The sequence below is a fragment of the Hymenobacter armeniacus genome (assembly GCF_014699055.1).
Lineage (GTDB): Bacteria > Bacteroidota > Bacteroidia > Cytophagales > Hymenobacteraceae > Hymenobacter > Hymenobacter armeniacus.
In genome coordinates, this window is record NZ_JACXAC010000004.1 from 381,699 (window position 1) to 403,842 (window position 22,144).

Consider the following 22,144-nt stretch of genomic DNA (forward strand, 5'->3'; position numbering starts at 1 on the left):
GAAGAACGGGCCCGGCCCGGCCGCTCCCCGTAAGCCAACAGGCCACCGGGCCGGGCAGTGCCCAATCCGGTGGCCTGTTGGCGCGTTCACCCGCTTCGAGGACTACAGGTTTTGCAGCACGAAATTGGTCATCTGGCGGTAGAGGTGCAGGCGCGTGTTGCCGCCCGCAATGCCGTGGTTGCGGTTGGGGTAGTACAGCGTCTGGTAGTCCTTGTTGGCCTTGATGAGGGCCTCGACGAAGGCAATAGAGTTTTGAAAATGCACGTTGTCGTCGCCGGTGCCGTGCACCAGCAGGAACTTGCCTTTCAGGTTCTGGGCAAACTGCACGGGCGAGTTGTCGTCGTAGCCGCCGGGGTTTTCCTGGGGCGTTTTCAGGAACCGCTCGGTGTACACGGTGTCGTAGTAGCGCCAGTTGGTGACGGGTGCCACGGCGATGCCCATTTTGAAGAGGTCAGCGTTTTTGGTCATGGCCAGTGAGGTCATGTAGCCGCCGTAGCTCCAGCCCCAGATGCCAATGCGGGCCTTGTCGACGTACGGCAGTGTGGCCAGGTACTTGGCGCCCTCGGCTTGGTCGATGGTTTCGAGCTTGCCCATGTTGGCGTAGGTGCTCTTTTTGAAATCGGCGCCCCGGGCCCCGGTGCCCCGGTTGTCAACTGACAACACGATGTAGCCTTGCTCAGCCAGCAGTTGGTGCCAGAGGTAGTTGGTGAAGGCGATGCCGGCGCCGGTGTCATCCCTCACGGTTTGCGAGCCCGGGCCGCCGTACACGTACATCAGCACGGGGTATTTTTTGCCCGGGTCGAAGTTGCTGGGCTTCAGCATGGAGGCGTTCAGTTCGGTGCCTTCGCTGGTTTTGAAGGTGATGAACTCCAGCTTGCCGAGGTCGTACTGCGTCAGGGTTTGGCGCAGCTTGGCATTGTCCTCCAGGGTTTTCACCAAGTTGCCGGTGCTGCCTTGGCGCAGGCTCACCACGGCGGGCACACCGTTCGAAGAGTGCGTATTGAGAAAGTACTGGGTGTCGGGGCTCATGTTCACGGCGTCGTTGCCGCCGCCGGCCTCGCTGATGCGTTTTTTGCCGGTGCCCTGCAGGTTGATGCGGTATAGGTGGCGCTGCAGCGGCGAGCCCTCGGTGCTGGTGTAGTACACGAAGCCCGATTTGGGGTCGAAGCCGTTGATGGCCGTGATTTCCCAGTTGCCCTTGGTAAGCTGGCGCACCTGCCGGCCCTTCATGTCGTGCAGGTAGAGGTGCTGGTAGCCGTCTTTCTCGCTGGTAAAGAGGAACTGCTTGCTGCCGGGCAGGTAGCGCAGGTCGTCGCTGATGTCGACGTAGGCTGGGCTAGTGTCGGTGAGCACCACTTGGGTGTTGCCGGTGGTGGCGTCGCCGTGCAGGATTTCGAGCTTATTCTGCAGGCGGTTGAGGCGCTGGATGCTGAGCGTGTTGGTAACCTGCGTCCACATCACGCGGGGTAGGTACTGGTCGGTGTTCGGCCCCACGTCCATTTTGGTGGTGCGGCCGCTGGCCACGTCGTAGCTGCTCACGCTCACCACCGAGTTCTTCTCACCGGCCTTGGGGTACTTGAAACGGTATTCCTGGGGGTAAAGGCTGCCCCACTTCTGCATGTCATATTCCGGCACCTGGCTTTCGTCGAAAGTGTAAAAGGCAATCTGCCGGCTGTCGGGCGACCAGAAAAAGCCCTGCGCCATCGTGAACTCTTCTTCGTACACCCAGTCGGCAGAACCGTTGATGAGGTTGTTTTTCAGACCATTGGAAGTGACGGCGGTTTCCTTCATCGTGGCCAGGTCGGTCACAAACACGTTGTTGTCGCGGGTGAAAGCCACGCGCTGGCCGTCGGGCGAGAACGTGGCGTAGCCCTGCTTGCCGGTGCTCAGCGCCGTGAGCTTCTTCGTGCCGCGGTCGAACACGTAGTAGGCCGACTGCGCGCTGTGCCGGTAAATTGGCTCGGTGGCCGTGGTGAACAGGATTTTCTGCTCGTTGGCGTTGAAGGAGTAGCCGTCCACGTCCAACGACTTGGCGGCGCCGGCGGGCTGCAGGTCGGCAGCAGCCACCAGGGTTTGCACGGCTTTGCCGGTGGTCACTTCGTGCTGCACCAGGCTGCCGCCCTCCAGGGCGGAGTAGTAGCGGCCGTCGTTCATCCAGTTGAAGCCGGGCACCGAGGCCGAGCGGAAGGTGGGCTTGGCCCAAATGTCTTCGAGGGTGAGGGGCAGCTTTTGCTGGGCCTGCACGGCGGTAGGGGCGAGGCCCGGCAGCAGGGCCGGGCCGTTGGTGGCCAGCAGCGTGGCCAGCGCGAAAAAGCGAAAACGCATAAAGGAGAAAATCGTGAGCGAAATAAGAGTTAGAATAAGACGTTAAAGGTACTAGCTGCCCCCAGCACCGGCACGCCCCGTTACCTTTGCGCCATGCGATTTCGCCTGCTTCTGCTTTGCCTGCCCGTGCTGCTGGGCGCCTGCTCCAAAACCAACCCTGGCGTGCAGCTCGACCTGATTGGCGCCACGGGGCTGACGTCGGGCAACCGCACGGCCAGCCCGAGCGACACGCTCCTCACCCGCGTGTATGCCGTGGGCAACAACGACTCGCTGCGCCGCCTGCGCATCGTGGTGAACTACGAGCCCGGCCTCAGGCCCATTGCCTACCCCACGCCGCTTTCCAGCTTCGACCCCGCCAAGAATGCCCCCGAGGCGCAGGAAATCGTGTACCTCGACTCGCTCATCAAGCCCGCCTACAAAAGCAAGCCACCCTATCCGGGCGGCGAATACTTGTTCAACAATTCCTTCGCGGCGCGCACCACCTCGGGCACCGAGCGCTGGCAATACACCATCACCGACAAGCAGGGCGAATCGGCCAGCCGGGCCTATCGGCTCACGGTGCGCCAGTCCGACTCGGCCCAGGTGTACCACCGCTTCACGGCCCTGCTGCGCCCCGTGCCTGGCAACCGCCTCCGCGCCGACAGCCTGCGGGCCGTGCGGCGCGTGTTTCTCAACCTGCGCACCGGCCTGCTGCTGCCCAAGTTTGCCGTGCTGAGCCGTGTGCCGCTAGCCGCCAATCAGGCGCTGGTCGACCTCATTGCCCTAAGCGCCGACGGCAACAGCGTGATTCTGAGCTCGCCCAACGACACCCGCGTGCTCAACCTAAGCGGCGCCCGCTGGCCTGACCGCCGCACCACCGTGCTCAAGAGCACCAGACTTTCCGACACGGATTTCAATAACGCCGCCACGGGCGCCACCATCGCGGCCGCTTTTGCCGCGGGCACCGACTTCCCCGCCGTGACCAATACCGGCCCGCTGAGCAAGAACGAAGTCATTGCCTTCCAGGTGAAGGGCGACGGAACCGACGTATTCACCGGGCTGCTGCTGGTCACCAACATTGTGCTGGGCACCTCGCCCACCGTGGCGTGCACCGTGAAAGTGCAGAAAGTGCCGTAAGCGCTGTTGCCCACAAAAAAAGGCGCCCTCCGCACGGAAGGCGCCTTTTTTGTGGGCAATGGAAGGGGCTAGAACGTGAGGCCCGCCGTGACGCTGGTGGTGAAGCGCGACTGGTTGATTTTCACCAAGGGCTCCAGGCCGCCCAGGTCGTAGGCGGTGTAGTCTTGGTTGAAGGTGGTGTACACGCCGGCCAAGTCGAGGAAGAAATTGTTCTGCCGCAGGCCAAAACCGCCGGTGTAGAAGTTTTGGGCGCGCTCGTTGTTGGTGTCGGCCTTGTACGGGTCGCCGTAGCGGGCGTAGCCTAGGCGCACCCGGAAAATGTCGAAGCGGCCCTCGGCGCCAAAGCGCAGGTTCACGGTGTTTTTGTAGAGCGCCTGGATGTCGCTGTTCTCAGCCGTGAAGGGGTAGTCGCTGCCGTTGGCGTCGTTGGCGTTGTTGTGCAGGCGGGCCTGGCCGTAGCCCACGTATTCCACGTCGCCGCTCACGAAGCCGTGCTTGCCCACGGTATACGCCAGCCCGCCATTGGCCCGGAAGGGCGTGGTGAGCGTGTAGGCGTAGGGCGCAAACGTCTGGTCGAGCGACTTCACGCCCACCGGGCCCGTGGGCAGCGAAGTGGCCACCACGTCGTTGCCCTGCGCCGTAAACGTCGTCGTAAACACGGCGTTGTAGTCGTCCGTCAGCCAGGTGAAGGTCGGGGTTTGAATGGAGGCGCCAATGCGCAAGGCGTCGGTGGCGCGGTAGATAGCCCCGATGCGGGCGTTGATGCCCGTGCCGCTGGTTTTGAGCTCCTCGCGCAGGGTGTATTCGCTGAGGTGGGTGTTGGGGTCCGATTCGCGCTCGGTGAAGGTTTTGACGGACGTGTAGTTCGAACTCACCAGCCCCACGCCAATGCCCAGGTAGAGGCGGTCGCGGTAGCTGGCGCCGTAGCCCAGGTCAAACTGCGACGCCGAGCCTTTGGCATAGCTCGTTTCGGCCTGTTGGATGGGCCCGCTGCGGGTGGTGGAGGCGATGCCAATGTCTTTGCCGGTGCGCGGGTCTTTCACAATGCGGCTTAGGTAGGCCCCGTAGGCCAAGGCGTTGAGCGAGTAGTACTCGCCGTCGGCTGCTTGGCTGCGCAGGTTGTCGATGTTCTCTTGGCCGTAGCCATCGAAGCCCACCGTGCGGCGCAACGACGCCAGGTAAGACTGGTCGTCGCCGGTCAGGGCCAAGTTGCCGATGGTCCGGTCGTTCAGCGTGCCGCCATAGCGGAAAGACGTGTTGAAGTCAGCCAGCCGCGTGAAGCCCAGGGCAAACGCCCCGCCGCGCCAATTGGTGCTCTGGTCGTCGTCGGGGCGGCGGTTGGCCAGCACCACGCCTGCGCTGCCAATGTGGAAGCTGTTCTTGGTGTCGTTTTGCGCAGCTGCGCTGTTCCCCTCCATGCGGGCCGTGCTTTCGCCCAGCCCCAGGCCGGGCGAGAGGTGAACCTCCGATTTTTGGAACAGCCCCAGGCCGGCGGGGTTGCTGGTGAGGTTGCCAAAATCGGCGCCTACCGCCACGTTGGCCCCCCCAATGCCTTGGGTGCGGGCAGGACCCCCAAACTGGAGGCGGGAATAGCGCAGGGCATCGGTGGCGCCTTGGGCAAAGGCGTGGCCGGCCTGCCCTGCTACGAGGGCCAGGCTAAGCCAGTATATCCGTTTTTTCATAGGGGTGGGAAGAAAAGGAGCCGGCCGTTGGGCCGGCTCGCTTGAGAAAATAATTGCAGAAACCGTAGGTGAAAACGTGGGTTAGTCGGCGCGGCCCCGGCCCCGGCCGCCGCCCCCTCCACCACCGCCGTTCGACGGCGCCGAGTACGAAGGCTGGCTGGGCTGGCTGTACGAGCGCTGCGGTTGCTCGTAGCTGCGCTGCTGGGGCTGCTCATACGTACGCTGTGGCTGCTCGTAGGAGCGTTGCTGCGGCTGTTCGTAGGTGCGCTGTTGGGGCTGCTCGTAGGTACGCTCCTGGCGGGGCTGCTCGAAGCGGCGGCGCTGGGGCTGCTCCGTCACTACTTGCTCGGGCGCGTTGTTCGGTTGCTCGGCGGGCACGTTCTGGAAGATGCCGCCGCGACGGCGACCCTCCTGCGGTTGCGGAGCGGCGGGCTGCGCTTGGTCGGTTTGGGTGGCGGCATCAAGGTTGCGCCAGCGGGGGCGATTATCCTCGCGCGTCACCTGGCCGGAGCCGGGGTTGGCGTCCTGCGGCTGGCGGCCCTCGGCGGAAGGCCGCTGGTCCATGTTGCGGTAGCGGGGCTGCAAGCCGTCGTCGGTCATCTGACGGGGGCGGTTGAAGCCGCCGCCAACGGGCGTCGTGGCTTCGGTACCGGGGGCTGCCGTCAATACCTCAGTGCGGGTGCGCCCACCGGCTTCCACCATGCCGGCGGTCGGTTGCGGGGCGTTGGGCGACTGCGGGCGCAGGTCGTCGCGGGTGCGGCCACTGCCGGCGGGCGCCGGAATGCCGGTAGAGCCGGGGGTGCTGCCGGCCACGCTGCTGCCAGCCCGGCGGCCGTCGGAGCTGCGGTCGTTGCGGTGCACCGGGGTGCTGGTGCGGCGGCCGTTATCGTAGTAGCCGCCGTTGCTATAGTCGTAGTTGCTGCCGTAATAACGGTTGCCGTAGTAGCCGCCACGGCCGTAATAGCCGCCGTAGCCCCAGGGGCTGCTGTAATAGAAGGGGTCGTAGTAGCCGGCATAGCCGTAACCATAAGGACGGCCGTAGCCATAATAGCCGCCGTAGCCGTACCCCCACGGGCGCCCAAACCCGAACGTGATGCTCAAGCCCGAGCCGTAGTAGGGGCTGTAGAAGGGACTATAAAACGGGCTGTAGAAAGCCGTGGTGCAGAACGGGTCAGCAAAGCCATAGGGCGAGAAGCCGCAGGCCCCGCCGCCCCAGCCGTAGCTCAGGGTGGTGTAGGCGCTGTAGGGCGTGTAGTAAGCCAGGCCGGGGCCGTAGCTGGGCACGCCCTGCATGTAAGTGTAGGTGTTGTCGTAGTACTGGTCGGAGCCGCTGCCCCGCCGGGCCGACCTCGACTGGCTGCCGCCGTTGTAGTCGGGGTTGGCGGCTTCGTCGGTGCTGGCCGGGGCCGGCGCAGCGCTCACCAGGGACGTGGTGCGGTCCTTGGAACTGTAATAGACGCCGTCGTCTTCCGAGGTGGCGACGGCCGAAGTGCTCGCGCAGCCGCCCAGCGCGAGCAGGGCCATGGCGGGCAACAAAGCGGTGAGCAGGTTTTTCATGACGAAAGACGTGAAGAGTGGGAGGAGCGCATCAATAGTAGTAAAGTAACAACGCAAATGATGGAAAGGGTATGAACACGGGAAGACTCGATGAGACTTTAACAAGCAGAAAGATAAGGGGGTGTTGCAACGACTGCTGGATACCAGCCCAAGGCCTTGGTGCGTGCCCTTATCAGGTCCACTTATTCCTAACGTAATTTGGCATCGAAACGGTGCCACTTGGTCAGTTCAAATCTTGTACCAGAGTTGGGAACTTTTTCATTTACCCCTAAGATGCCTTCCATGAGCAAAAAGTTGCCTACCCGCCAAGAAGATTATTCTCTCTGGTACAACGAGTTAGTGAAGCGCGCGGGCCTGGCCGAGAATTCGGCCGTGCGCGGCTGCATGGTGATTAAGCCCTACGGCTATGCCATTTGGGAAAAAATGCAGCGCCAGCTCGACGACATGTTTAAGCGCACCGGCCACGAAAATGCTTATTTCCCGCTCTTCGTCCCCAAAAGCTTGTTCGAAGCCGAGGAGAAAAACGCCGAAGGCTTTGCCAAAGAGTGCGCCGTGGTGACGCACTACCGCCTCCAAACCGACCCCGACCGCCCCGGCAAGCTGCGCGTCGACCCCAACGCCAAACTGGAAGAAGAATTGGTGGTGCGCCCCACCTCGGAGGCCATCATCTGGAGTACCTACAAAAACTGGATTCAGAGCTACCGCGACCTGCCGCTGCTCATCAACCAGTGGGCCAACGTGGTGCGCTGGGAAATGCGCACGCGCCTGTTTCTGCGCACCGCCGAATTCCTGTGGCAGGAAGGGCACACCGCCCACGCCACCGCCGAGGAAGCCGTGGCCGAAACCCGCCAGATGCTGGACGTGTACGCCGAATTTGCCGAAGAGCACATGGCCCTGCCCGTGGTGAAGGGCGTGAAAACCCCCAACGAGCGGTTTGCCGGCGCCGAAGACACCTACTGTATTGAGGCGCTGATGCAGGACGGCAAGGCCTTGCAGGCCGGCACCAGCCACTTCCTGGGCCAAAACTTCGCCAAGGCGTTCGACGTGCAGTTTGCCAACAAGGAAGGCGGCCTCGAGCACGTGTGGGGCACCAGCTGGGGCGTGAGCACCCGCCTGATGGGCGCCCTCGTGATGGCGCACTCCGACGACGAAGGCCTGGTGCTGCCGCCCAAGCTGGCGCCCATTCAGGTGGTCATCGTGCCCATCTACAAAACCGGCGAGCTCGACGCGCTGTTGGAGCGCATCCGGCCCATTCAGCAGGGCCTTATTGCCCGCGGCATTGCCGTGAAGGTGGACAGCCGCGACACCGAGCGCCCCGGCTTCAAGTTTGCCGAGTGGGAAATGAAGGGCGTGCCCGTGCGCTTGGCCATCGGCGCGCGCGACCTGGACGCCGGCACCGTGGAAGTGGCCCGCCGCGACACCAAGGAGAAGATGAGCCTGCCGCTGGCCGACATCGTGGCCAGCGTCGACCAACTGCTGACCGACATTCAGACCAACATCTACAACAAGGCGCTGAAGTTCCGCGAAACGCACACCACCCGCGTGGATAGCTACGACGAGTTCAAGCGGATGCTGGACGAGGAGCCCGGCTTCCTGCTGGCGCACTACGACGGCACCTCCGAAACTGAGGAGCGCATCAAGGAAGAAACCAAAGCCACCGTGCGCTGCCTGGCCTTGGCCGAGCCCGACGAAGACGGCGTGTGCATGGTGACAGGCAAGCCGAGCGTTCGGCGGGCTTATTTTGCCCGGGCTTATTGAGGAATATTCTTGTTTAAAAATAAATCTTTCTTACTGATAGTGATATTTTAAAATAGAATAGTACCTTCATATGGCATTGGGTCGCGCATCGTTGCGCGGCCCATTAAGCCGTGTTCCGATGCGTATTTTTCTACTCAGCTTACTCGTCCTAGCAGCCAGCTCCGGCTATGCCCAAACCACTGCGGCCATTGAAGTGCCAGCCAAAGCTGCCGCAAAATTGGAGCGAGTGCTCAAGCAGACCCAAGAAGCGGTGGTCATCGGCAAGCGCGCCGAAACGTTGCCGGTTGAAGCTCGGCCCATGCTGAACCGCATTTTGGCGCAGTCGACGGCAGAATTTTTGGCGATTACCTCGCAAAGCCCTAGCAAGGAAGCCTATTTTAAGAGCGTAGACGCGGGCTTGAACCGCCTCAGCCCGATAGCCAAGTCGCTGGAAGACCGCCAGCAAGTGGCCGCTTACTACGAAGACCTGCTCGACATTGTGGGCATTGACAGCTCCGATGGCCGGCTGCCGGCCTTCGTAGAAAACAGCCCGGTTGCAGCCAAACAGTAAGCGCCCCCGCGGCAGCTATGGCCTTTGGGGGGCTGGTTGCGTATCTTTAGGTAAACAATTCCCTGACGCTCATGCCCTGGCTCACCATTGCGCTGCTGTTGCTGTTCGGCCTGCTTTTCGTGGCGGCCGAAGTCATTTTCATTCCCGGTACCACCATTGTGGGCATTGTGGGGTTTGTGCTGCTGGTGGTGGGCGTGTGGCTGGGCTACCGCGACCTGGGCACGCCCGTGGGCCACTACGCGCTGGTGGGCGTGGTAGCGCTGGCCGGGCTGATAGTGTACGTGGGGCTGCGGCCCAAAAACCTGGCCCGCGTGGCCCTCACCAACGTCAACGACGCCTCGGTGCGCGACGCGCGCTGGCCCGATGTGGCGCCCGGCACGGTGGGCCGCACGCTGTCGGCGCTGCGCCCGGCGGGCACGGTGCTGTTCGGCACCGAGCGGCGGGAAGCGGTAACGCGGGGCGAGTTTGTGGCCTCGGGGCACGAGGTGCGGGTGCTAGGCATTGAGCACAACCGCATTGTGGTGGCCGCGGCGTAAGGGCGGTGTGAAATTCGGCGTTACTTTACGCCATGAATTTTCCCATCTTTCCCTTGGCCATAGCAGCCGTTGTGCTGCTGGTGTTCCTGTATTTCTTCCCGATTAGCCTGTGGGTCACGGCTATTTTTTCGGGGGTGCGGGTGAGCTTGTTCCAGTTGGCGTTTATGCGGGTGCGCAAGGTGCCGCCGTCGCTCATCGTCAACTCGCTCATCACCTCCACCAAGGCCGGTTTGCAGCTCACGGCCAACGATTTGGAAACACACTTCCTGGCGGGGGGCAACGTGCCCAGCGTCATCAAGGCCCTGATTTCGGCCGACAAGGCCAACATTCCGCTCAGCTTCAAGCAGGCCACAGCCATCGACCTGGCCGGCCGCAACGTGTTTGAGGCCGTGACCACGAGCGTCAACCCCAAGGTGATAAACACGCCCAGCGTGGCCGCCGTGTCGCAGGACGGCATTCAGCTCATCGTCATTGCCCGCGTCACGGTGCGGGCCAACATTGCGCAGCTGGTGGGCGGCGCCGGCGAAGAAACCATTCTGGCCCGCGTGGGCGAGGGCATCGTGACAAGCATTGGCTCCTCAAAATCGCACAAGGAAGTGCTGGAAAACCCCGACAAGATTTCCAAGCTGGTGCTATCCAAAGGCCTCGACGCCGGCACCGCCTTCGAAATCCTGTCCATCGACATCGCCGACGTCGACATCGGGGAAAACATCGGCGCCAAGCTCCAAACCGACCAGGCCAGCGCCGACCTGCGCGTGGCCGAGGCCCGCGCCGAAGAGCGCCGCGCCATGGCCGTGGCCATGGAGCAGGAAAACCGCGCCAAAACCCAGGACGCCAAAGCCCGCGTGGTGGAAGCCGAAGCCGAAATCCCCAAAGCCATTGCCGAAGCCTTCCGCAGCGGCAACCTGGGCGTGATGGACTACTACAAAATGCGCAACGTGCAGGCCGATACCGAAATGCGCGACTCCATTGCCAACCCCGGCGGCAGTGGCAGCGGCAGCATCAAGCCGGGCCGGGAAGAGGGGCGGCAGTCCTGACGGGCGCCTCACCCCCTGACCCCCTCTCCAAAAAGAGAGGGGGCACCGGTTCGGGTGTAACGACTGAAAATGTAAAAAGGCCCGCTGAGCAGCGGGCCTTTTTTGTGTTAAAGCTAAAACGAGCATTTCCGGTGCCCCCTCTCATTTTGGAGAGGGGGTCAGGGGGTGAGGCGCCCGTCAGAACGAGCGTTACTTCTTCGTAATGGTGAACTCCACGCGGCGGTTTTTGGCGCGGGTTTCTTCCTGGTCGTTGCTGGCAATGGGCTTGGCGCCGCCGAAGCCTTCGGTGGTGATGCGGCCGCCGTTGATGCCGTGGCTCACGAGGTACTTCTTCACTTCGTTCACGCGGTCCACGCTCAGCTTGAGGTTGAGGGCGGGGTCGCCCTGGTTGTCGGTGTGACCCGAAATCTTGATTTCCACCGACGGGTACTCCTTCAGGATGCGGATGAGGCGGGCCAGCTCGGGGTAGGAGGTGGTGGTGAGGTAGTACTTGCTCTGCTGGAAGAAGATGTTGTTCAGCTTCACGGTCTGGCCCACGTCGAAGGGCACGAGGTAGAGGTCTTCCTTCTGCTCCGAGTACTTGTCCTTGGCCGTCACGTCGAGGCTGGCGTTTTCGGAGATGTAGCCTTTGGCTTCGGCGCGCATGCCGTATTGCACGCCGCTGGGCAGCACAATGGTGTAGGAGCCGTCGCGCGGGTCGGTTTCGGTCACGCCGATTTCTTCGCCCGTGAGCAGGTTTTCGTAGTGAATGATGGCCCGGATGGGCTTTTTGGTATTCACGTCGAGCACCTGGCCGGTCACCAGCGTCACCACTTCGGGCTGGAAGGCCGGGGCCAGCGAGATGCGGAAAATGTCCTTGGAGTTGTCGATGCCGTTGCGCGACGACACCAGGTAGGCGTCCTGGCCGGCGGCCGAAATGGTGTAGTAGGCGTCGAAATCGGGCGAGTTCACCACCGGGCCCAGGTTGCGGGGCGTGCTCCAGTTGGTCCAGCTGTCGTCGAGGCGCTTGGTGTAGAAAATGTCCGACTTGCCGTAGCCGCCGCGGCCGTCGCTGGCGAAGTACAGCGTCTTTTCGTCGGCGGCCAGGAAGGGGGCGAAGTCCGACTTTTCGGTGTTTACGGTGCGGCCCAGGCTCTTGGGCTTGGTCCAGGTGTTGGGCGTTTCGGGCACCGGGAAGCTCACGAACAAGTCCTGCCCGCCCAGGCCGTCGGGGCGCTCCACGGCCATGAGCAGGGCCTTGCCCGAGGTAGCCAGGAAGAAGTCGACGTGCTCCTTGTCGAGGTTGATGAAGTCCTTGATGTCCTGCTTCACCGGCTGCGTCCAGCCCATGCGGGTGCGCTTGCTGAGGCTGCAGCCCTGCGGGTCGATGGTGCCGTCGCGGTTGTAGATGTTGATGACGATGGCGCTCTGGCCATTGGCCGACACCGAAGCCAGGCCGTTTGGGTCGTCGGGGGTGTTGATGGGGCCGCCGATGTTTTTGGCCTTGCTCCAGGTTTTGTTGCGGCCGCTCACCAGCGTGGAGTAGTACACGTCCTGCGGGTCGCGGCCGCCGCCCACGTTTTCGGGCATGCTTTGGCGGGCGAAGTAGAGAGTGCGGCCGTCGGGCGAAATCACGGGGTGGGTGTCCACGTAGCGCGTGTTCACGTTCGGGCCCAGGTTCACCAGCGAAGAGTCGAACTGCGTGGACTTCACGGCGTCGGGGCCCTTGGGGGCGTCGAAGGCCTGCTTCACCATGGTGGAGGCCACGTCGGCGATGCCGATGGCGTCAATCTGGTTCACGCCTTCCACCTTGGCCGTGTTCATGTACACCTTCACGCCCAGGGTGCGGTAGTCGGCCGGGGGGAAGCGCACTTCCAGCGTGCGGAAGGCTTCGGGCAGCGGGCCGGGGTTGGCGTTGGTGTACACCTCGTGGTGCTCGCCCTTGGTGTCCACCAGCTCTACCTTGGTGATGGAGCCGGGGTTGAAGTTTTCCACGATGGTGACCTGCTGCGCCTGAATGGAGCGGGCAAAGCGCACTTCGATGAACTCGTTCGGTCCTTCTTTGCGCGGAATCCAGGCGTCGTTGCTGATTTGGCCCAGCGGCAGGGCGTTGGGCACGCTCAGCACCTGGTTGGGCGAGAAGGGCTCTTTGCCTTCGGCTTTGTAGGACGAAACCGCTACGAGGCGAGCGGCCCACTGCACGTGTTGGGCGGCGGCCGGCGCGGCCGCCAGCAGCACCGTGGCGGGCACGGCCAGCAGCAAATTCCGGATAAGATAATTATTCATAGTATCGGCAGCATGAAAACGTAACGACAGCGCTAGGTCTGGCAAATAACGGGATTTGCAACGGAACCGGGAAGCGGTTTTGCACAGCTAACCTAACGAAAAAGGATTTGCGGAGCCTCCCAGGCGAATGTATTACCTTCCCGATACGGTTCCGCGAGGCAGCATTTCGGGGGCCGCCTATTCGTGGCAATTCCAGTGTTTTCGGTGCGTGAGCGGGCGTTTGGAGCGGGTAACTGCCCCGGATTTTGGCGCGCCGGTGCGGCACTGATTTTATTGTTTTTCCTAGTGGGGGGTGGGGCGGCCCGGGCCCAGGTGCTGGTGGGGGCCACGCCGTTTGGGCCGGTGTTCAGCGGGCTGCGGCCGGCCGGAGCCGACACCGCCCTGTTCCTGCTGGCCCGGGCCCGGCGGGTGGGCGTGAGCACCTTCGTGCAAACCACCGGTGCCCGCGGCTACCTGCAGCTGGGGCCGCGCCAGCAGCTGCGCTACCGCGTGGGCACCGACATGATTTACGACTCGCGCGGCACGCCGCCCTTCGTGCGCGAGGACTATGGGGCCGACGTGGCCCACGTCTTCGCCCTCGACGCCGCCAACCACTGGCAGCTGGGTCAGCAATTGCACTACGACCAGAGCCGCGCCAACGCCACCCGCACCGGCCTGTGGCTGGGCCGCCTGGGCTACCAGCGCCGCCTGCGCCCGGCGGGGGCGGCCGACTCGCTTTCCCAGCTGCACCTCACCGTGCTGGGCGGCCTGGCCACCGACCGCCGCAACGGCCGCACCGACGCCGGCGTGGCCTACGGCTTCGACGCGGCGGCGCTGTATTTCCTCAACGGCACCGCGGCGCCGCCGCTGGCCCTGCGCGTGCTGGGCACCCGCTCGCGGCTGGGCCCGCGCACCATGCAGCGCCTGGTGGCCGAAGCCGCCGGCGAGCAGGCTTTCCTGGCCGATGCGCCCGTGACGGTGCAGGGCCGGCTGGGCTACCGCACCAACCGCGCCGAAGATTACCTGCTGGGCTCGGTGCAGCGCATTCAGTCCGACACGGTGCTGGCCCAGGCCGGGGCCACCTACAAGGTGAACGACTACGCCACCCTGCGTTCCGACAACAGCGTGCTGCTGCCCACGCGCGCCTTCCTGTACCGGCGCTTGAGCGAGGGCGCCGACACGCTGCAGGACGTGGGCTACCGCCAGCGCGAGCTCGACACGCGGCAGGAGCTGCGCTTTGGCCGGCCCCGGCTGCAGGCCAGCATCGTGTTCAACTACCGGGAGCGCACGCGGGCTTACTACCTCGACAACTCGCGCCGGCTGAGCGCCCCGCGCCTGGCCGCCGCCCTCAGCCGCGAGCAGGTGAAGGACATCACCGAGCAAACCACCCTCTGGCAGGGCAGCCTGACTTGGCTGCCCACGCCGCGGCACTCGCTCGACGTGGTGGGCACCGCCCAGTTGCTGCGCGTGGACGCCCCCAGCAAAGACAACCAGCAAACCCGCGACGAAGCCCAGCACCTGGCCCGCCTGACCTGGACGGGGCGCTGGGCCGGGGCCTTCCGCACCACGCTGGGCGTGGCCGGCGAGTACCGCCAGACGGTGTTCATCCGGGCCGGGCTGAGCGCGGAGAACTACGTGGACCACCTGCTGCACTGGGAGCCGGGCTTTACGTGGGCGCCGGGCAAGTGGAGCATCCGCTCGCAGTACCACCTGTGGGTGAGCTACCAGGTGCGCGACCAGCCCACCGAGCAGGCCCGCAACCGCGCCAGCCGCGTGCTGGAGCAAACCCAGAGCATCACCTACCAGCTGCGGCCGCGCCTGCTGCTGCTGGCCGACTACGTGCGCCGCGAAAACCGCGTGGGCCAGCTCAACTGGGCCCAGTTTCGGGAGAGCCCCCTGGATACGAGCGTGACGCACGACTTCTCCCTGGGGGCGCGGCAGGGGTGGGCGGGGCCCCGGGGCAGCACCAGCCTGCGCCTGGGCTACCGCCTGCTGGAGCAGCGCAACTACGGCCGCGCCGCCCTGCTGCCCGAAGCCACGGCGGCCAATCCCTCGCCGCAGCTCATCTACCTGCACAACATCACCCGGCAGCACGGCCCCGAGGTGGCGGTGGAGCGGCACGCGGTGGCGGGCTTCAACCTCACGGCCAGCCTGTGGCTGCAGTGGCTGCGCACCTTTTCCACCTACACCGTGGGCAAGGGCACCTTCCTCGGCAGCAGCTACTCGGCCCTGGATTTGGACCGCGAAACCACCCGCGTGCTGCCCTACTTCGAACTGACGGCGGAGTGGCGCGTGGGGCGGCGCTAAATGGGGCTATATTGCTGTATGCTCCGCAAATTCCTCCTCTACCTGTGCCTGGCCACGCTCACCCAGTGCAGCAAGTGCAAGAACGACCCCACCCCCGACCCGCCCAAGGACCCGCTCACGCTGCTGCCGCCCGAAACCAAGACCGGCGCCCGCACCTTCGGGTGCCTGGTCAATGGCAAGGCCTACGTCGCGCCTTTCACAACTTCCGCCAATGGGGACTGGCAGTCGACAACCAAATTAGCTATAGGTAGCACAACGAGGTTAAATGGCGAAGCAGGGGGAGAAATGAGTACAATACTCATCGCGCTAAACGGTGCGCTTCAAAGCAATCAAACCTTTGCCATTATCTCTTCCGCAACGCCTTTTCCCATATTTACCCCAGGAGTAAATCAGTTTTATTCCCACGTCGCGGCGCTCCCCTGTGTTTATGATGGCGACTACTTTACAACGGGCAAAGTAGAGCTGGTCAAGTTCGACCCCGTGGCGCGCATCGCGGCCGGCCGGTTTGCCTTCACGCTCTACAAGCCCGGTTGCGACAGCGTGCGCGTGACCAACGGCCGATTCGACGTCAAATTCTAAATGCCCAGCCGGTGCGGTGACGGAAAACCTCTTGCAAGTAAATCACTGAGGGCTAGCTATTGTCCACGCGTGCGGCTACCTTCCCGCCTCACAACCTAACCTCAACCCTTTACCGCTTATGGCCGCTCCCTACCACGACCTGTACGAAAACCATTTCGCCAACATCCGGTGCAGCCGGGCCACGTTTCTGGCCTTCCTGAACTACACCGCCACGGCCACGGCCGGCAGCCCCGTGCCCGCCCTCAAAAAGCTGAGCGCCGACCTGCAGGCCGCCGCCACCGCGCTGGGCGGCGCCGTGGTGACGCGCGAAGGGCAGGGCGCCACCGGCCAGGCCCTCACCCGCTCCAAGAAGGACGTGCTGCGCGCCATGCGCGTGTTTGTGCAAGACACCCACGCCGTGCAGCTGGTGCCCGCCTACCGCCAGCAGCCCGGCAAGCTGAAAGAGCTGCTGCCCCAGGGCCTCATGCACCTCACCGACGCCAACGCCACCGACCTGCCCGTGCGCTTCGAGGCCTTTGCCCAGGCCCTCACGGCCCACGCCGCCGACTTGGGCGCCGCCCCCGGCACCACGGCCGCCGGCCTGCTGGCCGAGCTCACGGCCGCCAGCGCCGCCAAAGACGCCGGCCTGAAAGTGGCCAAGGAAACCATCGGCAGCATCGGCGGGCAGTGGGCCCAAGCCACCCAGCTGCTCTGGCAAACCCACTGCACCGCCCTGGGCGCCCTGTGGGAGCACCCGGAGCAGGCCTACCTCTACTTCAACTACGGGCTGCTGCCCAACCGCAACCCCGGCCGCGACAAAGCGGCCAAAGTCCCCGCCGCTACGGCCTGACCCCAGCCCCCTCGCCACGCGTGGCGAGGGCCCTGCCCGATGTGCCCCTGCCATCCGCCACCTGTGGCGACGGGCAGGGGCACTGTGCTTCTAGGCCCTGCCACGCGTGGCGGGTGGCGTGGGAACGGTGCCGGGGTAGTCTGCCACGGGTGGCGGGTGGCGTGGTAGGTGCGCCGGCGGGTGCTGCCGCGGGTGGCGGCGTGTGTGGGGCGTTCAGACGGGGCGCCTCACCCCCCGGGCGGCGCGGGCGTAGCGCCTCCCCCCCCGGGCGGCGCGGGCGTGGCGCCTCACCCCCAGCGGCGTGGGCGTGGCGCCTCACCCCCCAGCCCCCTCTCCTAAGGGAGAGGGGGAGCCACGGCGGCGCGGGCGTGGCCACCCCCAGCGGCATGGGCGTGGCGCCTCACCCCCCGGCCCCCTCTCCCAAGGGAGAGGGGGAGCCACGGCGGCGCAGTTATATTTCTACTATGTTTTCAGCATCTATTTCAACTCCAACAACGTCAGGCTCCCCCTCTCCCTTGGGAGAGGGGGCCGGGGGGTGAGGCGCCACGCCCGCGCCGCCCGGGCCGGGGGGGAAGGCGCGCCGTCTAAACGCCCAACCCGCCATCACCCATTCCCCAACGCATGGAGCATCACCGCGAAGACTACATCTTGAGCGCCGACAAGCGCCAGTACGGTCGGCTCGACCTCAAGGGCCGCGCCCGCGCCATGCGCCGACAGCCCACCGCGGCCGAAGAAGCCCTGTGGCAAGCCCTGCGCGGCGGAAAAATCGGAGCCAAGTTCCGCCGCCAGCACCCCATCGACCGCTACGTCGTGGACTTTGTGTGCCTCGACGCTTGGCTGGTGGTCGAAGCCGACGGCGCCGCCCACCTCCCGCCCGACCAGCAGGCCTACGACGCCGGCCGCACCGCCCTGCTCGCCGAGCACGGCTACCGCCTCCTGCGCTTCCCCAACGACCAAATCCTCACGAACCTGCCCCAGGTGCTGCGCGAAATCCAGGCCGCCCTCCAACCGCCCCATCAAGGCTGCAGCATCTCATCTGGCTCCCCCTCTCCCTCGGGAGAGGGGGCCGGGGGGTGAGGCGCCCACCCGCGCCGCCCGGAGGGGAAGGCGCCCCGTCAGTAGGCCCCCCGACGCTACACCTCCTTCGGCAGCCCCGCCAGCAGCGCTTCCAGCCCCGCCACCAGCTGCTCCGCCCCGGCCTGCCGCTCGGCGTCCGTCGAGGCCTTGGCTTCCACGGCGGCGAGGTGAGGCACCACCTGGGCGGCCCCAATCAGGCGCAGCGAAGGGCGCAGCTTGTGGGCCACGGCGGCGGCGGCGGGCCAGTCGGCGGCGGCCAGGGCGGTGCGCAGCTCGGCCACGCTGGCGGGCGTGTTGGTGTGAAACGAAGCCAGGATGCGGTTCATGAAAGTGGTGCTGCCGTGAGCCGTTTCGCGCAGCAAGGCCAGGTCGAAGAGCGGGTCGGCGGCTGTGGCTGCGGCCGGCAGCGGCGCGGGGGCGGGCGGCGCCGGGCGGCGGTCGGCGGGCTGGCTGCTCCCGCCGGCCATCAGCGCGGCCAGCTTGCTGAGCAGCTCGGCCTCGTCGAAGGGCTTGGGCAGGGTGTCGTTCATGCCGGCGGCCACGTACTTCTCGGCGTCGGCCCGGAAGGCGTTGGCCGTGAGGGCCAGAATGGGCGTGGCCGCCTTCACCGGGTCGGCGTGGGCGCGGATGCGGGCCGTGGCTTCCAGGCCGTTCATGCCCGGCATCTGAATGTCCATCAGAATGACGTCGTAGCGGTGCTGCTCAAACTGTTCCAGGGCTTCGAGGCCACTGGCGGCTTCGTGCACCACCACGCCGTGGCTTTCGAGCAGCAGCTGGGCCACTTCGCGGTTCACGGGGTTGTCTTCCACCAGCAGCACGCGGGTGCCGCGCACGGCGGCCTCCTGCCCCGCTGCCAGGGGCGCCAGGGCCTCTTGCCGGGCCTCGGGGCTGGCCTTGGGCAGGGTGGTGACGAAGGAGAACGAGCTGCCCTGGCCCTGCTCGCTCTGCACCGTGAGCTGGCCGCCCATCTGCTGCACCAGCGCCCGGCTGATGCTCAGGCCCAGGCCCGTGCCGCCAAACTGCCGCGTGGTGTCGGCGTAGGCCTGGGTGAATTCCAGGAAGATGCTTTCCAGCTTGTCGGGCGCAATGCCGATGCCCGTGTCCGTAACCCGAAACTCGGTGGTGAGCGTGTCCTCGGTTTCGCTCACGAAGTAGCCGCCTATCGACACGGTGCCGCCCGCCGGCGTGAACTTGATGGCGTTCGACAGCAGGTTGATGAGCACCTGGTTGAGGCGGTATGAGTCGCCCAGCACCCAGGGGTGGGGGCAGGAGTCGCGCAGCATCGTGCCCACCACCCGAATGCCCTTCTCCTGGGCCTGCATCACCAGGGGCTCGGCGGCCTTGCGCATCGAGTCGCACAGGTTGAAAGCCGACTGCTCCATCTCCAGCTTGCCGGAGGTGATTTTGGCCATGTCGAGCACGTCGTTCACCACGCTCAGCAAGTGCCGCCCCGAGTGCTGAATGATGGCCGCGTAGTTGTGCTGCTGCTCGTTGAGGCCGGTTTTGGCCAGCAGGTTGGTCATGCCCAGCACGCCGTTCAGGGGCGTGCGGATTTCGTGGCTCATGTTGGCCAGGAAGTTTTCGCGGGCCGTGGCCGCGGCTTCGGCCGCGTGCTGGGCCTTTTTCAGGGCCGTGATGTCGGTGCTCACGCCCAGCACCTGGATGGTGCCGTCGGCCGGCACCAGGGGGCAGCGCACGGTCTGGTACCATTTGACTTCGCCGTTGGCCAGCTTCACCGACATTTGCGTGGTGAGCGACTGGCCGGTGTTGAGCACCTGCTGGTCGGCCAGAATGGCCACCTGAATTTCGTCCTTGCTCATGGCCGCCTCCATCGAGGGCGCCCCGGCCACCTCGGCAATGTGGCGGCGTTGGGCGCGCATCTCGGCGTTTTCGAACACGGTCCGGCCCTGCGCGTCGCGCACCCAGATGAGGTTGGGGTTGAGGTCGAGCACCAAGTTGGTAAACGCCTGCTGGGCCTTCATTTCGACCTCGTTTTGCCGAATGCGCGCTTCGGCCTGCCGCCGGATGGTGATGTCGAGCCCGTAGCACATCACCTCGCGCAGTACCCCGTCGGCCCCAAATATGGGGTGGTAGTAGCACAGCCAGTAGAGCTGTATTTGGCCGTCGGGGCCGGGCCAGCGCTCCTCCCAACTCACCATCTCGCGGCTGCTCACGGCGCGCTCAAACAAGCGGTGGCGGCGCGTCACCAGGGCATCGGGCAGCCCAATGGAGGCCGCGTGCTCGGCAAACGAGAGGCCGATGCGGGCCTGGCGCTTGGCCGGGTCGGGCTCGGCATAGGGGTTGATGTAGCGGTAGCGCTGGTCGGGGTCGAGCACGGTCACCACGGCGGGCAGGTGGGCCAGAATGGTCTCGTAGAAGTTGCGCTGCTGGTGGTTTTCCTGTTCGGCCTGGCGCTGGGCCGTCACGTCGGTGAGGTAGAGCATGGCGTGCTCGTCTTCCACCACCGGCACCGTGAAGAGCAGGTAGTGGCGGCCGTTGGCCGTCACTTCGCTGTGGGCCACGTTGCCCGTGCGCAGGGCCTGGGTGGCCGCGTGCGTTAGCTGGGGCCGCACCCGCGAGGGCCCGGTCGTTTCGAGCTCCTGGGCCAACATCCTGGCCGAGTCATTGGCAAACAGCAACCGTCCGGTGGCGTCGAGCCGCAGAATGGGGTTGGGGTTCAGCAACGGGATGCGACTGAGCGCGTGGTACTGCCGCAGCTCGGCCTCGGCTTGTTCGCGGCGGGCGCGCTCAGCCAGCAGTAATTCACGCAGCTCGGCAGTGTCGGTGGGCAGGACGTCGGTTTTCACTCCGTAAATATGCCGACGCGCGGCTTAATGAAGAAGCAGGACAGACGCCGCCCGTTCCCTACAACTCCTTGCGCAGGCGCGCCACCGGAATGTTCAGCTGCTCGCGGTACTTGGCCACGGTGCGGCGGGCAATGTTGTAGCCGCGGGCGTTGAGCATCTTTTCCAGCTTGTCGTCGCTGAGGGGGCGCTCCTTGTTTTCCTTGCCGATGAGGTCTTTCAGAATGCTTTTCACCTCGCGGCTGCTGGCGTCCTCGCCCGAGTCGGTGGCGATGCCTTCGGAGAAAAAGTACTTCAGCGGGTAGATGCCGAATTCCGTCTGAATGGATTTGGAATTGGCCACCCGGCTCACCGTCGAAATGTCCATGCCGATGCGCTGGGCAATGTCTTTCAGAATCATCGGCTTGAGCTTGCCCTCGTCGCCTTCCAAGAAAAAGTCGCGCTGCAGCTCCACAATGGCGTTCATGGTGCGCAGCAGCGTGTTCTGGCGCTGCCGAATGGCGTCGATGAACCACTTGGCCGAGTCCAGCTTCTGCTTCACGAACGTGACGGCCTCCTTCATCTTGGTGTCCTTCTTGGCCGCCTTGTCGTAGGTCCGGAACATCTCGGTGTAGGCCGGGCTCACGCGCAGCTCGGGGGCGTTGCGAGCGTTCAGGGTCAGGTTGAGCACGCCGTTGTCGTTCGTCAGAATGAAGTCCGGCATCAGGTACTGCGTCTTGCCCAGGCCGCTGGGGCCGCTGCCGCCGGGCTTGGGGTTCAGCTTCAGAATCACGTTGATGGCCTCCTTCAGCTCGTCGTCCTCCAAATCCAGCTTCTGCTGAATGCGCGGGTAGTGCTTCTTGCTGAATTCCTCAAACGTCTCGGTCAATATCCGCTCGGCGTTCACGGTGTTCTCGTCCTGCGGGCGGCGCTCCAGCTGCAGCAGCAGGCACTCGGGCAGGTCGCGCGCCGCGATGCCGGGCGGGTCGAACTGCTGCACCACGCGCAGCACGGCCTCAATCTCGGGCACGGTCACCTCCAGGTTCTGGCTAAAGGCCAGGTCGTTGGCAATGGCCGAGAGGTCGCGCCGGATGTAGCCGTCACCGTCAATCGAGCCGATGAGTTGCTGGCCAATGGCCTCTTGGCGCTCGTCGAGGTCGGCAAAGTGCAGCTGGTCGAGCAGCGAATCCAGCAAGGAGCCGCTGGTGTCGGCCAGGGGCGTGTCGCGCTCCTCTTCCTCGCCGGGGCCGTCGCCCTGCATCTTGTAGCCGGCTATTTCGTCGTCGTTGAGGTAGTCGCTCAGGTCGAGGTCGGTGTTGTCGGGGGCGTCGTCGGTCGAAGCAAGGTCTTCTTTCGCCGCCAGGTCGGGCTCGGGCATCTCATCGGCCGAGTCCTGGCCGCTGCGGTCCTCAAAGTCCTCGTCCAGGGTGTTCTCGTCGTTGTCGAGGCTGGCGTCGGGGTCGTCGCTATCGTCGGCGTCGTCGCTGTCGCGGTCCAGGTCCTCGGGTTCGTCGGGCTCGTCTTCTTCCAGCGCGGGGTTCACCTCCATCTCTTCCTTGATGCGCGTCTCCAGCTCCGCCGTCGGAATTTGCAGCAGCTTGATAAACTGAATCTGCTGCGGGCTAAGCTTTTGGGAAAGGAGCTGTTTGAGGTCGAGGCGTTGCATAGTAGCGAAATTACGGAAAGGAGGGGCCGGCGGTCAATTTTACTAAAACTTGGCATGAAAAGTTGATGTAGCGTGGGCTCTGCGCGTCCGCGCCTGGG

The 22,144-nt window shown here is 64.8% G+C and carries 15 protein-coding genes; 9 read left to right on the top strand and 6 right to left on the bottom strand.

Going from position 1 to position 22,144, the window contains the following annotated elements; translation table 11 throughout:
• Positions 1 to 102 precede the first annotated feature (102 nt).
• The gene (locus IC234_RS13125; RefSeq protein WP_190925318.1) at positions 103 to 2,325 is read right to left on the bottom strand and encodes a S9 family peptidase; all 2,223 of its coding nucleotides are present in this window, start codon (positions 2,323 to 2,325) and stop codon (positions 103 to 105) included.
• A gap of 93 nt (positions 2,326 to 2,418) precedes the next feature.
• On the opposite strand from IC234_RS13125, the gene IC234_RS13130 reads away from it, so the two are divergent.
• Complete coding sequence (locus IC234_RS13130) at positions 2,419 to 3,441, top strand: hypothetical protein (protein ID WP_190925320.1); 1,023 nt, start codon at positions 2,419 to 2,421, stop codon at positions 3,439 to 3,441.
• Positions 3,442 to 3,509: 68 nt separating this feature from the next.
• Here IC234_RS13130 and IC234_RS13135 read toward each other — a convergent pair whose 3' ends face one another.
• Positions 3,510 to 5,123 carry an OmpP1/FadL family transporter gene (locus tag IC234_RS13135; protein WP_190925322.1) on the bottom strand — a complete coding sequence of 538 codons (1,614 nt, stop codon included), beginning with the start codon at positions 5,121 to 5,123 and terminating at the stop codon, positions 3,510 to 3,512.
• Between the two features lie 81 nt (positions 5,124 to 5,204).
• Positions 5,205 to 6,680 (bottom strand): hypothetical protein, encoded by a 1,476-nt coding sequence (locus IC234_RS13140; RefSeq protein WP_190925324.1) that lies wholly within the window; start codon positions 6,678 to 6,680, stop codon positions 5,205 to 5,207.
• A 282-nt stretch (positions 6,681 to 6,962) separates the two neighbouring features.
• On the opposite strand from IC234_RS13140, the gene proS reads away from it, so the two are divergent.
• The 4 genes from proS to floA all read left to right on the top strand — a co-directional run bounded on the left by proS (position 6,963) and on the right by floA (position 10,561).
• The gene (gene proS / locus IC234_RS13145; RefSeq protein ID WP_190925326.1) at positions 6,963 to 8,438 is read left to right on the top strand and encodes a proline--tRNA ligase; all 1,476 of its coding nucleotides are present in this window, start codon (positions 6,963 to 6,965) and stop codon (positions 8,436 to 8,438) included.
• A 70-nt stretch (positions 8,439 to 8,508) separates the two neighbouring features.
• Positions 8,509 to 8,988 (top strand): DUF4844 domain-containing protein, encoded by a 480-nt coding sequence (locus tag IC234_RS13150; protein WP_190925327.1) that lies wholly within the window; start codon positions 8,509 to 8,511, stop codon positions 8,986 to 8,988.
• A 71-nt stretch (positions 8,989 to 9,059) separates the two neighbouring features.
• The gene (locus IC234_RS13155; protein WP_190925329.1) at positions 9,060 to 9,524 is read left to right on the top strand and encodes an NfeD family protein; all 465 of its coding nucleotides are present in this window, start codon (positions 9,060 to 9,062) and stop codon (positions 9,522 to 9,524) included.
• Between the two features lie 32 nt (positions 9,525 to 9,556).
• Positions 9,557 to 10,561: a flotillin-like protein FloA gene (floA, locus tag IC234_RS13160; protein WP_190925331.1), complete on the top strand. Its 1,005-nt coding sequence runs from the start codon at positions 9,557 to 9,559 to the stop codon at positions 10,559 to 10,561.
• A gap of 189 nt (positions 10,562 to 10,750) precedes the next feature.
• On the opposite strand, the gene IC234_RS13165 is transcribed toward floA, so the two are convergent.
• Positions 10,751 to 12,826, bottom strand: coding sequence for an OmpA family protein (locus tag IC234_RS13165; protein WP_190925334.1), 2,076 nt, complete (start codon positions 12,824 to 12,826; stop codon positions 10,751 to 10,753).
• A gap of 273 nt (positions 12,827 to 13,099) precedes the next feature.
• Here IC234_RS13165 and IC234_RS13170 point away from each other — a divergent pair, with 273 nt between their 5' ends.
• The 4 genes from IC234_RS13170 (at position 13,100) to IC234_RS13185 (ending at position 17,597) form a co-directional block, all read left to right on the top strand.
• Positions 13,100 to 15,112, top strand: coding sequence for a hypothetical protein (locus IC234_RS13170; protein ID WP_190925337.1), 2,013 nt, complete (start codon positions 13,100 to 13,102; stop codon positions 15,110 to 15,112).
• A gap of 18 nt (positions 15,113 to 15,130) precedes the next feature.
• A complete protein-coding gene (locus IC234_RS13175; RefSeq protein WP_190925339.1) occupies positions 15,131 to 15,691 on the top strand; it encodes a hypothetical protein in 561 nt (186 codons plus the stop codon).
• A 118-nt stretch (positions 15,692 to 15,809) separates the two neighbouring features.
• Positions 15,810 to 16,520: a hypothetical protein gene (locus IC234_RS13180; RefSeq protein WP_190925341.1), complete on the top strand. Its 711-nt coding sequence runs from the start codon at positions 15,810 to 15,812 to the stop codon at positions 16,518 to 16,520.
• A gap of 621 nt (positions 16,521 to 17,141) precedes the next feature.
• Complete coding sequence (locus tag IC234_RS13185) at positions 17,142 to 17,597, top strand: endonuclease domain-containing protein (protein WP_190925343.1); 456 nt, start codon at positions 17,142 to 17,144, stop codon at positions 17,595 to 17,597.
• Positions 17,598 to 17,653: 56 nt separating this feature from the next.
• Here the strand turns inward: IC234_RS13185 and IC234_RS13190 are convergent, their stop codons facing one another.
• Positions 17,654 to 20,404 carry a response regulator gene (locus IC234_RS13190; protein ID WP_190925345.1) on the bottom strand — a complete coding sequence of 917 codons (2,751 nt, stop codon included), beginning with the start codon at positions 20,402 to 20,404 and terminating at the stop codon, positions 17,654 to 17,656.
• A 58-nt stretch (positions 20,405 to 20,462) separates the two neighbouring features.
• A complete protein-coding gene (gene rpoN / locus IC234_RS13195) occupies positions 20,463 to 22,046 on the bottom strand; it encodes an RNA polymerase factor sigma-54 (RefSeq protein WP_190925347.1) in 1,584 nt (527 codons plus the stop codon).
• Positions 22,047 to 22,144 lie beyond the last annotated feature (98 nt).

Excerpts from the sequence above, each read along its gene's own strand:
- floA (WP_190925331.1), top strand. The coding sequence starts at position 9,557 with ATGAATTTTCCCATCTTTCCCTTGGCCATAGCAGCCGTTGTGCTGCTG.
- IC234_RS13155 (WP_190925329.1), top strand. The coding sequence starts at position 9,060 with ATGCCCTGGCTCACCATTGCGCTGCTGTTGCTGTTCGGCCTGCTTTTC.
- IC234_RS13180 (WP_190925341.1), top strand. The coding sequence starts at position 15,810 with ATGGCCGCTCCCTACCACGACCTGTACGAAAACCATTTCGCCAACATC.
- IC234_RS13135 (WP_190925322.1), bottom strand. The coding sequence starts at position 5,123 with ATGAAAAAACGGATATACTGGCTTAGCCTGGCCCTCGTAGCAGGGCAG.
- IC234_RS13175 (WP_190925339.1), top strand. The coding sequence starts at position 15,131 with ATGCTCCGCAAATTCCTCCTCTACCTGTGCCTGGCCACGCTCACCCAG.
- rpoN (WP_190925347.1), bottom strand. The coding sequence starts at position 22,046 with ATGCAACGCCTCGACCTCAAACAGCTCCTTTCCCAAAAGCTTAGCCCG.
- IC234_RS13140 (WP_190925324.1), bottom strand. The coding sequence starts at position 6,680 with ATGAAAAACCTGCTCACCGCTTTGTTGCCCGCCATGGCCCTGCTCGCG.
- IC234_RS13125 (WP_190925318.1), bottom strand. The coding sequence starts at position 2,325 with ATGCGTTTTCGCTTTTTCGCGCTGGCCACGCTGCTGGCCACCAACGGC.
- IC234_RS13165 (WP_190925334.1), bottom strand. The coding sequence starts at position 12,826 with ATGAATAATTATCTTATCCGGAATTTGCTGCTGGCCGTGCCCGCCACG.
- IC234_RS13130 (WP_190925320.1), top strand. The coding sequence starts at position 2,419 with ATGCGATTTCGCCTGCTTCTGCTTTGCCTGCCCGTGCTGCTGGGCGCC.
- IC234_RS13185 (WP_190925343.1), top strand. The coding sequence starts at position 17,142 with ATGGAGCATCACCGCGAAGACTACATCTTGAGCGCCGACAAGCGCCAG.
- proS (WP_190925326.1), top strand. The coding sequence starts at position 6,963 with ATGAGCAAAAAGTTGCCTACCCGCCAAGAAGATTATTCTCTCTGGTAC.
- IC234_RS13150 (WP_190925327.1), top strand. The coding sequence starts at position 8,509 with ATGGCATTGGGTCGCGCATCGTTGCGCGGCCCATTAAGCCGTGTTCCG.